Below are 14,364 nucleotides of genomic sequence, written 5' to 3' on the forward strand. Positions count from 1 at the left end.
AAAACAACCAGTTTTCACTATGAACAAGTCGCTGCTGGAACAAGTAAATCAAGCAGATCGATGCAATAGAAAAGAAGTGGAGCGTCCGCCCTGCTCGTAAAAAAGTCACTACCTTTTTGTACCAGATAAGGGTTTGTGAAATGTTTTGTTTGTGCTGAATAAACATTGAATTATCGCAATTGCATATACTAGTTACGATAATATTTGCAATCTACCTACACCGAATCGTTACTTTTTGTTTGATTCCCTGTTTTTTTATTCAATACGCAATCTTGCGGCTACAAAAAGCCCCTGTCCTTTTGGACAGAGGCTACGGTTGATTGCAGATCGATGGTTCCAGCCCAGAGAGCTAAAACGAGATCCAACCGATATCTTTCTTTAGTAAGTTCGAAGTCTCTTCTTCGCGTGAACCAGGCTCTGGTTGGTAGTCATACGCCCATGAAGCCATTGGCGGCATGCTCAGGAAAATCGACTCCGTACGGCCATTCGACTCCAATCCAAATTTTGTCCCGCGATCATATAAGAGGTTAAATTCCACATAGCGCCCTCTTCTCAAGTATTGCCATTTTTTTTCTGCTTCCGAAAAAGCTTTGTTCCGATTCGCGTTCAACAGTTCGATGTAAATCCGCGGATAAGCCTGTGCCAGATCCTTGGTGAACGCAAATAACTGCTCAAATGCCAAATCGTCACCAGCTTGCTGATGGTCAAAAAAGATACCACCTACACCACGTGTTTCAGCTCGATGATTTAAATAAAAGTAATCGTCGGCCCATTTCTTAAAGTTCGGATAATAATCGGCATTAAAACGGTCACAAACAGTCTTTAACTCGCGGTGAAACCAACCGGCTTCTTTTTTATCGACGTAGTGCGGAGTCAGATCGATACCGCCACCAAACCAGGAAATGCCCGAACTAAGCTGAAAATAGCGCACATTCATGTGGGTAATGGGTGCATGTGGGTTACGTGGATGAATGATCGACGAAATGCCGCTGGCAAAGTACTCCTGCCCATCGTCAATCTTCAGTGCTTGTCGTATGCGCTCGCTTACCGGTCCACTGACGGCCGAGAAATTCACCGCTGCTTTTTCAATCGCGTTTCCTTCCTGAAACACCATGGTGTATCCTTCACCAATGTCCTTTGTCCAATGGTCGGTTGTAAAAATAGCACCGCCATCAGCTTGTTCCAGTCGTTGGCAAATCGTTTGTTGCAGCGTACGATAATCCGTCGCTACTTTATGTTGTCTCGTACTCATTCTTGTTTTGAAAGTTATAAGCCGGCAAGCAATTTTCCCTGTTTTATCCGGTCGGCCATTCCAATACCGTCGCGCAAATTACCACCGATTGTTAAACCGGGAAACTGTTCTTCTAATTGTGTCACTGCCGCTAATTTTTTCTCAGACTCAATTCCATACTGCGGTATGGCATGTTGGTACCTGTTAATCACTAACAAATCCGGCTCCCACTTTGTTAAGCCCAGCATATCCTGAAGTTCCAATTGAACGATTTCCTTCAGCAGCTCATCGGTCAAGTCAACCATATTAGGCCGACGAACACCGCCCAAAAAAGTCGAAATTAAGGCACCTCCTTCCGGCGCTCTTCCTTTCAAAAAAGACGACAAAAACAGGGCTCCCAGCACTTTTCGCTGTTCACAAAAGGGAACCAGTCCACCAAATGCTTTGAGTTCGATTCCTTCCCATTTACGAAAACCGATCGATACCTGCACCACTTTGGCATAAGGTAACTGGGTAATCGCAGCCAACTGATTTGCCGGCAAAAACGGGAAAATATCAGGCAACGCATAGGCACCAACAGTCGAAATTACCCGGTCGAAAGGCAGGTCTGTTTCTTTATTGTATGAAAGCAAATAGCCCGATTCAGCCTGCTTTATCTGTATGTTTTCAGCTTTAAGAATCAAGCGATCAACGCCAATTTTTTGCACCATGGCATCGATTAAATTAGAAAGTCCTCCTTGCATGGAGAATACTTCGCGGGTCGCTTTTTTATCGCGCTCGGTTTTCGGCTCTTTCGCTTTTTTAATTCCTCCGCGGATAAAACTACCATAGTCCTGCTCCAAATTATAAAGCTTGGGCAAAGCATATTTGGTTACCAACTTTTCGGGATCGCCGGAATAAATACCCAAAATAAACGGGTCGACCGCATATTGCAGGAAGCTCTTCCCCATCCGGCGGCGTACGATGCCGGCCAGCGACTCGTTTGGGTTTGTTCCCCGTTTGCGAAAAGGCTCACCCAATAAGCGCAATTTATCGCCAAAAGTAAATAGCGGAGTTGTAATACCTCCCAGTAATCCGGATGGCAAGGCCACCCACCGCTCATCTTTCCAGATCCAACGGTATTTGGCGTCTTCATCGGCAATTTCCAATTGACACAGATCACTCAGCTCTTCGATTAACTCAGCAGCTTCTGGAGTTCCCAAAACGCCGGTACTAGGACCATTCTCATAAATAAAGCCATCTTGGTGGTAGGTTTGAATGACCCCTCCGGCCCGATCAGCTTTCTCAAAAATGGTCACATCAACACCTTGTTTTCGAAGGTAATAAGCGGTGGTCAGGCCCGTGAGTCCAGCTCCTATAACAGCTACTTTTTGACTCATCAGACTGATTTTGAAAATTTACGGCTCGGATCGCCAACATGGATATCAAAAATTGCCGCGATATTACGCAGCACGAAACGTCCCAAATCATAGATGATGATCTCGTCGTTATTGTATTCCAGCAGATTGTCAGCTACAAAAGGGTCGAGTTTGTCACTGGTGAAGTTGAGCAATGCTTTAATTTCTTCCGGATTTTGGTTAAAGCGCTCTCCTATTTTTGTCCACGACAAATATTGGTTACACATGATTTCGTTGATGATCTGGCGAATGATCTTCTCAGTCGGCGTAAGCGAATAGCCTTTAACAACCAATATTTCACCTTTATCAATGTGTTCTAAATATTCTTTTACTGTGCGGGCATTTTGTGCATAAACATTCTCCAGCTGGCTGATTCCGGTCACCCCGAAAGCATAGACTTGTCCGGTTGTTTCACGCGTACAATAGCCCTGAAAATTCCGATGCAACGTACGGGATTGCAAAGCCTTGCTCATGTCATCTTCCGGCCGGGCATAATGATCGAGTCCGATCGGGACATAACCCGCAGCCTTCATTTGCGCCCAAGAGGTTTCAAACATTTTGACTTTCTCATCGGCCGATGGCAAACCAAATTCTTCCAATTTCTGCTGGGCTTTTTTCACCCATGGCACATGCGCGTACGAGAAGGTCACCAAACGATCCGGCGAAATCTCTATCGCATGGGCAATGGTTTTGGCAAACGATTCGCCGGTTTGAAAAGGCAGACCGTAAATAAAGTCCAAATTCACCGACATGCCTTTGTGAGACTTGATCATTCGAACCAGCTCTTCAATTGGCAGTCTGGGTACCTCACGATGAACTGCATTCAGCACGTCTTCGCGAAAATCCTGCACCCCCATGCTTATCCGGTTGAACCCAAACGAAGCTAAGTCGGCAATATATTTTTCATCCAGCGATGCGGGGTTACATTCAATGGCAATCTCCGGCTTTTCAATAAACTCAAATTCCGAAGTCAAAATGCTCATTATTTCACCGATCTGGGAAGATGGCAGTGCATTTGGCGTTCCTCCGCCCCAATGGATTTGCGAAACTTTGCGACTTTTATCCAGTAAAGGGCGGATCATATGAATCTCTTTTTTAAGAGCGTCAACATAGCTACGCATCAATTCCTGATCGCGCGTAATGTGCGTATTACAGCCACAGTACAGGCAAAGCTGGGTGCAAAACGGAACATGAATGTAGATGGATATATTTTCCGGTTTCTCCCCATTCGACTGCTTCACTGCTTTTAAATAATCCGCAGTGCCAAACGAGTCTTCAAAAAAATTGGCTGGTGGATAGCTGGTGTACCGGGGTACCGGAACATTATATTTCTCAATCAAGTCGACAGGTATCTTCATAATTTTGTCAAATTTATTAGGCTTACATCCCTCAAAACTTCTCTTCGGACCGTGTGAATTGGGGCAAATCAGTTTCTTTGGAATGGCCTTAAAAATAGGAAAAATAAAAGAAACAGGGAAAGACTTATTGAAGATAAAAGTTGAGATGAATCATGCTGAAAGTTTAGTTTCCGGAACTTTCCTGGTATCTCCGTTCCAGTTCCTCAACACCTTTTTGGTGTTTTTCGAAATGAATAAAGCGCAAGGAGATTAGAACCACCGCCATAAACACCAGGTAAATCATAAATACATACTGCCAGGTAAAATGTGTTTTCATGATCCCCATCAGCCAGGCTCCTGCAGCGAGTCCAAGATTTGAGATTGCCATGTAGAGTGTAAATTGCGTTGCCGCTACCCTTTTCCAGCATAGCTGCATGGCTATCGCAAAAATGGCAATAACCATAAATGCATCGAGCGTCGCAAAAGCCACAAAAAATCCAATAACGAAGATCTTGTTGGTCCAATATTGGGTAAAGAATGACATTATCAGCAGCAGCGCAATGAGCAGTAAAGCATAAAGCACCATCATCCGGATTTTCCCAAAAATATCGATCATGGCTCCGGCAACAAACATGCCCAGAATACCCGCAACGAGTGTTGTTGTCGCAAAAACGTTTGAGTAATAGGTATCTGTCCATCCCAACTGCTGAACGGTAAACACCGGTAGAATCGCATCAATCAAACCACGCCCAACACACTGACTAAAAGCAGCTATTCCCATTACAAGACTGACAGGCAAAATGAAAACGCTTAGTAAACTTTTAAATAATGATCGCCAACTATGAAGCTGAATTTTCAGCGCTTCGTGGGAGGTTTGCCCTGCCGACCAGGGAAACAGCTTTTCGCCCGGCCGTTCTTTCAACAACAACGGAATTATCATCATCACCATAACAACGGATCCTAAAATGAGCATACAAATTAAGAATCCCAAATGCGCAATCATCCAGCTTGTAACAGCGACAGTAGCCGATACACTGACGATTTTTGATCCCCACATTAGTCCATTCGCGCGCGCTTGCTGATCAGCCGGCAAAATATCAACCGCCAGGCTATCAATCGAGATATCCTGAAAAATTCCTGCAAGGCTGGTCATAAATCCAATAAACATTAAAACTGACAAATGATCCAGCGGCTCCTTTACAAATGCCAGAAAAATCAGATTGGCTACTAATCCAGCCTGACCGAACAAAATCCAGGGTTTTCGACGTCCCATTGGCAAATAGGTAAACCTGTCCATCAAGGGGGCAACAACCACCTTGAAGCTCCAAGGCAAGGTTACTATGCCCAAATAGCTGCCTATCTCAACCGGTGTTTTGCCGTTCATCGCCATCCACGCAGGCAATGCATACAACAAGAGTCCTTGCGGTATACCCTGTGCAAAATACAAAGCGGCAAAAGAAAAATACCTTACAAAAGCATTTTCAGATAATGTAGGAAGTTGAACAGTTCCAGCTGCTTCTTTTCGGAGTGTAAACATACTTACTTTTGCTAGCGTGAAAGAAATTCATAGTTACCAAAAAAGAAGTAACGAGCAAGGCTACACTTCATTCAGTAACTGAAACAGAAGTTCATCTTCTGACAGACAGGGATCAGTTCTTATTTGTTTTCTGGTGATAGATGAATCAAGAATTCAGAACAAAGGAATATTACCTTAAGCACCATCCTTTAGACTTTTAAAACGATTCGATATCGGGCCTTCCCCGCTCCGAGGTGCGCCATGGCTTCGTTAACCTGGTTCAGCGGAAACTCTTCAACCATTGGGTAAATTGAGTGCCGAACACAAAAGTCGAGCATGGTTTTGGTTAAGCCCGGACTTCCAACCGGACTACCGGCGACCGATTTTTCACCCATAATTAAAGAAAAGGCGGGTATCTCCATCGGCTCCAGTACAGCACCAACGGTATGCAATCGGCCTTTTGGAGCCAAGGTCATTAAATACGCATTCCAATCCAGCTTCACATTCGTTGTATTCAAGATGAAAGCCAAACTTCCAGCGATGCTTTCCAACTCTTTTGGATCTCTTGAGTTGATAACCTTGGTAGCCCCCATCGCCAATATTTGTTCCTTCTTGTCGGGGTTCGAACTAAAAGCAACAACTTCGCATCCCCATTTATTCAGGAATTTCAAAGCCATATGGCCCAATCCGCCAATGCCAATTACACCAACTTTATCAGTTGGCTTCACACCAGCTAAAAAAATGGGATTGAAGACTGTGATTCCTCCGCAAAGAAGCGGGCCAGCTTTTTGAAGGTCAATTCCATCAGGCAACGAAATAGCCCACGACCAATGGCAACGCACATAATCGGCAAATCCACCGTGACGTCCAACAATGGTTCCCTCGACGCTTGAGCAAAGATGGTGACTGCCGTTCATACACTGTTCGCAATGCATACAGGAAGATGAATTCCAGCCGAGTCCCACCAAATCGCCTGCTTTAATACTCTTAACTTCATTCCCAACGCCAATCACCTCACCGATAATCTCATGGCCTGGCACGAAGGGGTAAGTAGTCATGCCCCACTCGTTATTGAGCATGCTCAAATCAGAATGACAGATCCCGCAATAATGAACTTTAATATCCACCTGCTCGCTTCCCAATGCGGGTAAATCGTATTTAAACGGACTCAGTTTGCCGCCTGCTTCACTCGCTGCATATGCTTTTACTGTCGTCATATTAATTTGGATTAAATTTCGAACTATTTGCTATTAAAGTTATCGCAATAAATAATAAAATACAAATACGTCTGTAATGTAAATACGTTTATTATTTTCTGAAATTCAATTGATTATAATATACAAATGAGATTTTCACAATAAAACAGTTGCTGCATCGGTCCGGGAAAACGGCAATACAACAGGTTGCTTTTTTGCCTGATTCGCCTTAACCTTGTATTGCAACACTAAAACGACAAAAAAATGAGAATCGAGTACGAAGTTAAACTTGGGTTCAAGGACGTCATGTTCAGACCCAAACGGTCTACACTAAAAAGTCGTTCCTTAGTTAGTCTGGAGCGCACATTCAAGTTCATGCACACTAACCAAACGTGGACAGGTATTCCGGTAATGGCTGCAAACATGGATACCGTAGGTACTTTTGAAATGGCGTTGGCACTGCAGAATAACCAATTATTCACGGCACTGCATAAACACTATACAATCGAGGAATGGAATTCGTTTTTAGCCAAAGCCCCCAAAGGCACTGAAAATTATATCGCAGTGAGCACTGGAACAGGACCAAGCGATTCGGAGAAAGTAGCTGAGATTTTCAAACACAACCCTCACCTAAAATTCATTTGTATTGATATTGCGAACGGTTATTCTGAACATTTTGTCCATTACGTAAGTGAAACGAGACAAAGATTTCCTGATAAAATTATTATGGCCGGCAATGTGGTCACCGGCGAAATGGTAGAAGAATTACTGCTGGCCGGCGCCGATATTATCAAGGTTGGCATTGGTCCCGGTTCAGTCTGCACAACTCGAGTTAAGACAGGTGTTGGCTATCCGCAACTTTCAGCGATTATAGAATGTGCGGATGCCGCTCATGGTTTGGGCGGCCAGATTATCAGCGATGGAGGCTGTGCAACGCCGGGTGACGTATCGAAAGCCTTTGGTGCCGGTGCTGATTTCGTGATGTTAGGTGGTATGTTTGCGGGGCACGATGAAAGCGGTGGCGAAACCATTGAGCGGAATGGCAAAAAGTATCGCCAGTTTTACGGAATGAGTTCTGCCACTGCAATGAAAAAACATGTTGGTGGAATAGCTGACTATCGCGCCAGCGAAGGAAAAACCGTTGAAGTCCCCTACCGTGGGCCTGTAACGGAGACGGTACTTGACATTCTAGGAGGTGTCCGCAGTACCTGCACCTATGTTGGCGCATCTAAGTTGAAGGAACTGACTAAACGCACAACATTTATTCGTGTTGCCGAACAGGAAAACCGGATATATAAAGACTAACTGGCATATACCCGTTCCTATGAAATAACCCGGTTGACAGCAAGCTTTTTAATGTATTGTCGTGAAACGTCACCTTTGCGTGAATTTTGGGATCAAACCCGAATCGGGCTATTTGAATCAGTGTGTCCATTCTCAGGTCTGCACCCAGCGACTGAACAATCAAATTCTTTTCTATATTTTGTTTGTGGCGTTCGTTCCAATTGTTCAACTGCAGGGCGATCAGAATACCAGTTACGACCCAAGTAATTCGCCAACAGCGTAACGTAAATAATCCGACACGTTATTTTCGGCAACAAGTTGCTACCGTATTTTCCGAAAAGTTTCACAGCAATCTTAATAAGTCTCAAACTTATCTCCAGACAAAAAATGCAAACTCACGCCGACTATGAGTTGAAGTTCTATCTATTAGTCACAACAACAGGTCTCATTTTGTTTAATGATACAAAAATTGTCACAAAGAAGATTGCTCCCAAAAGCGCCATAATTGATTCTATTGAAAGCATACCAAACGCCCCCCATTTCCCATGAGCCCATTGATCAATGTAAATCATGTAATAAATTGGTGCATTCGAAAGCGAAGCAAATACATTATATTTTGTAGCGGCTGCCCCTTTCCCGATGGCTTCAAGAACAAAGGCACTAAATCCGGCATAAGCCAACCCCGAACTTAAGGCATAAAGTGAGGTCCAAATAATGAACGTCAATTCTGTTTGAGGACTGAAAGCCATTCCAACGGTGCATAATGCTTGTACCATGCCAAAAAGAATGTAAGCCTTCTTCCGATCCATTTTGTCACAAATCCATCCTCCGATTAGACAGCCTATTGCGGAAAGTATTCCTCCTCCAACTCCCACAACGGTAGCTACGGTGTCAGCTGATGCGTTCCAATCATTTGAAACCGACGACCATAAATTTGATGCTGCACCCGTTCCTAAAGGCAGGAAGCATAAAAAGAGCGCTAAAAATCCCATGCGCGATTTTATCAGTGTCCAGATATCCCGATTGAGATTGCCAATTGTCTTGATATAAGTCTTGTCTTTAATAAACGACGTTGGCTCCGATAAAAACAGTAATCCAAAAGTACACAACAGGCAGGCCAATGCAATGATTCCCCCTGCCATCCAAGGTTCTGAAAGATGCTGTGCTAACCAGAGTCCCGCCCCTCCGCCTAATCCCAATCCGCCCAAATTTCCGGCATTTAACCAACCGGCGGCTCTTCCTTTCAAATGGTCTGGTGTATCGTGAGCTAATAAACTTTCCGTTGACATGGCAACAATTGTGTTTACCAAACTCAGGAGAAATACAATTACGGCCATTAGTGTCAACGATTCTACTTTTAAGGGTAGAATGCCCGTTAAAAAAATACCTAAGGCAGTGCCAATATTTGCAATGACATACCACTTTTTTACGGTTAATGTGGTGTCAACGAGTGGCGCCCAAGCAAACTTAAAAATGTTGGGCAGTAAAGTTATAGCTACAATTGGCGCAACTTTTTCTAGAGGTATTCCAGCTTGAGTGAGCAAATATCCAATGGTGACCGTTACATATCCACTCATAACACCAAAAGGCATCAGTAGAAACATGAAAACGCTTGGATAAGGATGTTTCTCTGTTGTAGTCTTCAATTTGTTATTGTTTTTAGCAGAATTAATATTCCCAAGATTTATTAAAGGTAGAAAATTAAGCCGAGTTTATTCTCATACCATTGTTGACGGCTATTTTGAAAGAACTGTATTATTGCTTGTCAGTCGGATAGTGAATGTTTGTCTTCCAAATAATGCTCTTTCAAAATATCTTCCCCGAAGTCGTTTCCTTTCTCCCGCCAAATGGAATGAATGTGATTCCCGTTTTTCTGAAATCCCATATTGTCGTACTCAATTAAAAAGGTGGGACTATTGATGACATAGTAATGTGCCTTTTGAGCGATATAACTTCCAATCCAGGCAAAATAGATGCTATCTAAACTTGTCTTGTAAAATTTGTTCAGGTATTCATGTGCCTTTTCATGCTCAAGGTTGTTGATGTACTCTGTAACGATGTACTTCAGATATTCCTGTTGTTCGGGATTCAAATCGCTGGCTTTAATCCCCTCGTATGTTGTTATCCGTTGCTCGCTGTTTGGGTTCGTGATAATATCTGCCGGTACGCCTTTACTTAAAGTGGCAATGGCCTGCTGCTTTGCTGACAGTGCATTAATCAACTGAAACCCGTAATCTTCCTCTTTGCTCAAAACCCGCAACCCGGCATACTCTGTTGTGTGAACCTCGGCAGGATCGGCACCCAGAAAAAAGGGAGTAACCGAAAGATCATCACCAACCGCAGATAAGTTGATTGAAATATGATGACCTCCAAACTTAAATCCCCAAGGGTTTGTATCTCCAGGCTTACCCCAAACCGCAATGTAGTAATTACCATAACCCCAGTTCAGAGCCCTAAGCTCAGCGATTAAATCGTCGTTGATTTCCTTTTTTTGATAGGCCGTTTCGTAAACTTCATTTATAATGTCATCCAGCTTCATAATGCTGGTTGTTTTCAAATACCCTTGAGAACTAAACAAAGTGATTAACAGATGATGAAACTGAATTTTGCTTGATTCCGATAAATCACCGTATCTGATCCCCGGACGTTTGGCCATGCCAACCGGGAGATTGGTCCATTTCACCCTCGACGAATCCTCAAAATTCAAACTGACTTGCTGGATTTGTTCCGGACTTAAAGTTGTCAGAAATTGATTTAGTCGCTCACCTATTTGCTGGCATGTTTGCGCAAATACCGCAGTGAATCCAACTAAAAGTACGAAAATTAGCAATCCTGTTTTTCTCATCATCTTCTCATTTAGTTAATCAATAATTGGATGGTTATTCAGGAATCAGAATATCTGTTGAAATCTAATTTGTCAGATTTCCATTTTTTGAATAAACCAATTGGGATTTACCTGAAACGATCAGGCAACATGCTTTCGTTGAAAGCTGCTTACCTGATCGTCGATGGTACTCTTTTCCCGCCCTATCTGACCATCATCTCCAGTCTTCCGATTCTCATCTCCTTCCACTCGCGTGTTTCTAAGCCTTTCGATACAGCAAGCTTGGTTCTCATATCCATTTCACCTCCCGAACCTTCCATAAATTCGGCTAACTGATTCATGTTCTGATAAAAACTGTAGGCAATATTAGTTGCATAAGCCTGACTACCAGCCGGCAAAATGGTTCTTAGCAAACCCCAGTGAGCTTTCTTGCCTTGCTCCACCATCTGTTGATGCCAAGGCTTGAAGATTTCAGACTCAACCTTTTCATAGCTGTCATCCAATTTTTTCATAATATCTAAAGTAACAATGGTGCCAACTTTCATTTTAAAATCATCTTTGGTCTGATCGACGCCGACAAACAAAACTTGATGTGCCATATCTCTGGACTTGACGGTTTTCGTAAGCATAGCACCTAATTCTTCATCTGTTTTATCCGGGTATGCTTTTTTCGCGTAGCCCATTACATCGAGCGAATTCATCGCATTGAGCATCGCGCTTAAACTCGGAAAAATTGTTACGGTAAGGAACTGTGATCCCTGCTTGGTGCCTGAAGGAACTAATGACCAAAGATCCCACCCAATGATCGACTTATCGGCTACCCGCTGTTGGTGAATACCAGACCAAAAGGATTCAACATCCCAATAGTCACTTCCATTTTCATCGGGAACCTGCATAAACTCGAATAACAAGTACTCTTTTGCGTCGTTTTCCTGCGCCTTGAGGCTAAGAGCCAAAAATACAATCAACGTTAATGTCAAAATTCGTTTCATAAGTATCGTTTTTAGGATTAAATAGCTTACCATCAGTGAAATTCTGACGGATTATCTTTTAGCTCGAATGCTAAATTTAGTTTTGAACAGCGGGGTGAAAATTTTAATAAGAAGATCAAAATACCTGCTTTAGAACTTCTCCAGTTGCCGAGTGGTTTTAAGAAATAAATTCTCCATAGTTCGCAACGCTACAGTTAAGGTTTAAGAATGGTCGCTGTATCAACTGCCTGGAAGAAGTGACTCGCTTTCCCGTCTTTGAATTTCCACGCATGTGTGGCTTGAGCCCGGAATGTGTTTCCGGTACTTTTCAAAGTACCTTTATAGTAACCAACCATGGCTATTTGATCTCCTCCATCAATAAAGTGGGAGATCTCAAGACTAAAATTGTCAATATACTCAAGGAGCCGGGCAAGTACTTTTCCCACCACATTATTGGCCCCAACGTATTTACCATCACCTTCAACCATGGGCATGCCAGAACATTCTTCCCATACAATATCGTCGTGCCAAGTCTCTAAAACAGCCGCGATATTACCTTCACCAAAAGCTTGGTATCCTTTTTTCAAAAGCTCTAAGTTTTTCATCGATTACAAAATTTCGTAGTTGCGTTAAATTGCGGATATGATGGTACAATTTCGATTGATGAAACTGTAAGAATAATTTTGCCTTGCCGGGTATTTTAATCATACTGATTTGCCCTCATGATATCACATAGTCGTTTTCAATTCAGGTAAAAACGAGTGACTTACTCTCGCCACAGTCAGATGAGGAGTATGATTTTTGGATTTTTAGAATTTGAACAATTACTCACTACTACGAATAAAGTAGCAGTTATAGTTACATCTTATTTAGATTTATTCAAAATAAATAATTCGACTCTAAAGGCCATCCTATCTAATTTGAAATATTCAATTTATCGGAATGACGTAATCATGGAACATCGGCCTATCACGCAATCACAATACACCCTAACAAACAGCAACTTACAAGATTGAAATTCCACCAAAGAACGAATCCGTATTGAATTCCTTACAGATTTTCAGAAAGCAATTCCTGCAAAAACACTTGTTTCACAGGCTCCCTGTACTTCCGGGCATAGGCCGTATGAAAACGGTGGTTTGTTAAAAAGCTGATTTGTAAAAGCTCCCACTCTTCCCTGTTTTGAATTTTATGGAATGCCTCAAGTTCCTGGTACAATGTTTCACTGATTTCAGGAAAGGAATCAGTTCCCAAATAGTCTAAATCGGCATCTCCAATAATTTGTTCCAAAACGGTATTCGCCTTTTGCGGGATTTTGGTCGAACGGATCATTCCGGCAATGATCTCAATCTCAGGCTGCGAATAATTCCATTCGGGCAATATTTCGCGGGCATAAGCAATACTTCGTTCCTCATGCTCAGTGTAAGTCCATATGAATCCGGTATCGTGCAATAAAGCAGCTGTTTGCAAAAGTTCAGCTTCTTTTGGAGTGATATTCATTCGTTCAATATAGTCCTCACAAACATCTAAAACTCCGAGCGTGTGATGGACTCCATGATAAGTCAGTTTTTCTGAAAGTTCAGCCTTAAGCTTATCTGTCACCATTTTCTTCAACTCTATAATTCTCATTGCGCTTCTTTTGATCATGTTCGGCAACTTACCCCCTGCTAATTCTTCTTGTTATGCTTGGGTAGAAAACTCCCCTTCACCTCTTTTATACTTTGGACAAAAAAGAAGGCATTGGGATCTAGTTTTAGTACTTCCTGTTTAATCCGGTGAATTTCCAGCCGTGTAATCACCGTCACGACAATATCACAATCATATTTGACATCGTAAGCTCCGGGAAGGTATCCCCGTTCTCCTTTATAAACAGTAATCGGCTTCCCAAAGTCATTTACAATAAGTGACTTGACAGCTTGGTAATCTTTAGAGATTATACTGAGCGATGTAAATTCTTCGAAGCCATCCACCACATAATCAGAAGTTTTCATGGCCGTATAGTACACCAGAATAGAGTACAGGGCAGGCTCGAGTCCGAATTTGACGGCTGCCCCTAGCAAAACCAAGGAATTAAACAGCATGATAATCTCGCTGGTTGTAAAGCCAACTTTTCGCTTGGTATAATGAGCGATGATTTCGAGCCCGTCAACCACTCCTCCACCTCTGATCACCAGGCCAATTCCCAAACCCATCAAAAATCCGCCAAAAACAGCAATCAGTAATTTATCATCAGTAAAAGCAGGAATATGAATAACCAGCAAAAGCAAAGCTGTCATCAAGATGGCCATGAGTGACTGGACGGCAAAAGTTTTTCCAATCTTTATATAACCGAGATATAGAAAAGGGAGATTAATAACAACCAACAAGATGCTAATATGAATGTTGAAGATTCCCCGAAACAGAATGGATACCGCCGTAACACCGCCATCCAAAAAATTATTGGGAATCAAAAATCCTTCCAATGCAACAACGGAAATAAACACTCCCACTAAAGTTAAACTGATGGATTGCAAAGAAAGGATCGACTCCCACTTAACGCTGTTTTTCTTAGCCATGATTTCTGCTTTTGGTATACTTAAATGAATAGTACTGAAGAGGTAAAATCAGA

At 42.6% G+C, this 14,364-nt stretch carries 13 protein-coding genes; 1 reads left to right on the forward strand and 12 read right to left on the reverse strand.

Translation table 11 applies throughout. The annotated features are described in order from the left end of the window. Nucleotides 1-349: 349 nt before the first annotated feature. From hemF to ahr, 5 genes are all read right to left on the reverse strand, one after another. Nucleotides 350-1,252 carry an oxygen-dependent coproporphyrinogen oxidase gene (hemF, locus tag GJV22_RS09370; protein ID WP_163712118.1) on the reverse strand — a complete coding sequence of 301 codons (903 nt, stop codon included), beginning with the start codon at nt 1,250-1,252 and terminating at the stop codon, nt 350-352. Nucleotides 1,253-1,266: 14 nt separating this feature from the next. After that, nucleotides 1,267-2,610 (reverse strand): protoporphyrinogen oxidase, encoded by a 1,344-nt coding sequence (gene hemG / locus GJV22_RS09375; protein ID WP_163712121.1) that lies wholly within the window; start codon nt 2,608-2,610, stop codon nt 1,267-1,269. Continuing rightward, a complete protein-coding gene (gene hemN, locus GJV22_RS09380) occupies nt 2,610-3,986 on the reverse strand; it encodes an oxygen-independent coproporphyrinogen III oxidase (protein WP_205461808.1) in 1,377 nt (458 codons plus the stop codon). Before hemN ends, hemG begins: the two co-directional genes overlap by 1 nt. A gap of 163 nt (nt 3,987-4,149) precedes the next feature. Then, nucleotides 4,150-5,502: an MFS transporter gene (locus GJV22_RS09385; protein WP_163712125.1), complete on the reverse strand. Its 1,353-nt coding sequence runs from the start codon at nt 5,500-5,502 to the stop codon at nt 4,150-4,152. Nucleotides 5,503-5,690: 188 nt separating this feature from the next. Then, complete coding sequence (gene ahr / locus GJV22_RS09390; RefSeq protein ID WP_163712128.1) at nt 5,691-6,698, reverse strand: NADPH-dependent aldehyde reductase Ahr; 1,008 nt, start codon at nt 6,696-6,698, stop codon at nt 5,691-5,693. A gap of 243 nt (nt 6,699-6,941) precedes the next feature. On the opposite strand from ahr, the gene GJV22_RS09395 reads away from it, so the two are divergent. After that, nucleotides 6,942-7,982 (forward strand): GMP reductase, encoded by a 1,041-nt coding sequence (locus tag GJV22_RS09395; protein ID WP_163712131.1) that lies wholly within the window; start codon nt 6,942-6,944, stop codon nt 7,980-7,982. On the opposite strand, the gene GJV22_RS22395 is transcribed toward GJV22_RS09395, so the two are convergent. From GJV22_RS22395 to GJV22_RS09430, 7 genes are all read right to left on the reverse strand, one after another. Then, the gene (locus GJV22_RS22395; protein WP_394367540.1) at nt 7,939-8,190 is read right to left on the reverse strand and encodes a hypothetical protein; all 252 of its coding nucleotides are present in this window, start codon (nt 8,188-8,190) and stop codon (nt 7,939-7,941) included. The genes GJV22_RS09395 and GJV22_RS22395 overlap by 44 nt on opposite strands. 190 nt (nt 8,191-8,380) lie before the next feature. Further along, nucleotides 8,381-9,565: an MFS transporter gene (locus GJV22_RS09405; RefSeq protein WP_163712138.1), complete on the reverse strand. Its 1,185-nt coding sequence runs from the start codon at nt 9,563-9,565 to the stop codon at nt 8,381-8,383. Between the two features lie 161 nt (nt 9,566-9,726). Beyond that, nucleotides 9,727-10,809, reverse strand: coding sequence for a DUF3500 domain-containing protein (locus tag GJV22_RS09410; RefSeq protein ID WP_163712141.1), 1,083 nt, complete (start codon nt 10,807-10,809; stop codon nt 9,727-9,729). Between the two features lie 179 nt (nt 10,810-10,988). Continuing rightward, nucleotides 10,989-11,777, reverse strand: a complete 789-nt coding sequence (locus tag GJV22_RS09415) for a hypothetical protein (protein WP_163712144.1) — start codon at nt 11,775-11,777, stop codon at nt 10,989-10,991. Between the two features lie 194 nt (nt 11,778-11,971). After that, nucleotides 11,972-12,361, reverse strand: a complete 390-nt coding sequence (locus GJV22_RS09420; protein ID WP_163712147.1) for a nuclear transport factor 2 family protein — start codon at nt 12,359-12,361, stop codon at nt 11,972-11,974. 445 nt (nt 12,362-12,806) lie between these two features. Continuing rightward, on the reverse strand, nt 12,807-13,385 hold the full coding sequence (locus GJV22_RS09425; protein WP_163712150.1) for an HD domain-containing protein: 579 nt from the start codon (nt 13,383-13,385) through the stop codon (nt 12,807-12,809). A 38-nt stretch (nt 13,386-13,423) separates the two neighbouring features. Then, nucleotides 13,424-14,311 carry a YitT family protein gene (locus tag GJV22_RS09430; RefSeq protein ID WP_163712153.1) on the reverse strand — a complete coding sequence of 296 codons (888 nt, stop codon included), beginning with the start codon at nt 14,309-14,311 and terminating at the stop codon, nt 13,424-13,426. Nucleotides 14,312-14,364: the final 53 nt, after the last annotated feature.

Source organism: Mangrovibacterium lignilyticum (genome assembly GCF_010882175.1).
GTDB lineage: Bacteria > Bacteroidota > Bacteroidia > Bacteroidales > Prolixibacteraceae > Mangrovibacterium > Mangrovibacterium lignilyticum.

Excerpts from the sequence above, each read along its gene's own strand:
- GJV22_RS09395 (WP_163712131.1), top strand. The coding sequence starts at position 6,942 with ATGAGAATCGAGTACGAAGTTAAACTTGGGTTCAAGGACGTCATGTTC.
- hemF (WP_163712118.1), bottom strand. The coding sequence starts at position 1,252 with ATGAGTACGAGACAACATAAAGTAGCGACGGATTATCGTACGCTGCAA.
- GJV22_RS09385 (WP_163712125.1), bottom strand. The coding sequence starts at position 5,502 with ATGTTTACACTCCGAAAAGAAGCAGCTGGAACTGTTCAACTTCCTACA.
- GJV22_RS09430 (WP_163712153.1), bottom strand. The coding sequence starts at position 14,311 with ATGGCTAAGAAAAACAGCGTTAAGTGGGAGTCGATCCTTTCTTTGCAA.
- GJV22_RS09410 (WP_163712141.1), bottom strand. The coding sequence starts at position 10,809 with ATGATGAGAAAAACAGGATTGCTAATTTTCGTACTTTTAGTTGGATTC.
- hemG (WP_163712121.1), bottom strand. The coding sequence starts at position 2,610 with ATGAGTCAAAAAGTAGCTGTTATAGGAGCTGGACTCACGGGCCTGACC.
- GJV22_RS09425 (WP_163712150.1), bottom strand. The coding sequence starts at position 13,385 with ATGAGAATTATAGAGTTGAAGAAAATGGTGACAGATAAGCTTAAGGCT.
- GJV22_RS09405 (WP_163712138.1), bottom strand. The coding sequence starts at position 9,565 with ATGTTTCTACTGATGCCTTTTGGTGTTATGAGTGGATATGTAACGGTC.
- GJV22_RS09415 (WP_163712144.1), bottom strand. The coding sequence starts at position 11,777 with ATGAAACGAATTTTGACATTAACGTTGATTGTATTTTTGGCTCTTAGC.
- hemN (WP_205461808.1), bottom strand. The coding sequence starts at position 3,986 with ATGAAGATACCTGTCGACTTGATTGAGAAATATAATGTTCCGGTACCC.
- GJV22_RS09420 (WP_163712147.1), bottom strand. The coding sequence starts at position 12,361 with ATGAAAAACTTAGAGCTTTTGAAAAAAGGATACCAAGCTTTTGGTGAA.
- ahr (WP_163712128.1), bottom strand. The coding sequence starts at position 6,698 with ATGACGACAGTAAAAGCATATGCAGCGAGTGAAGCAGGCGGCAAACTG.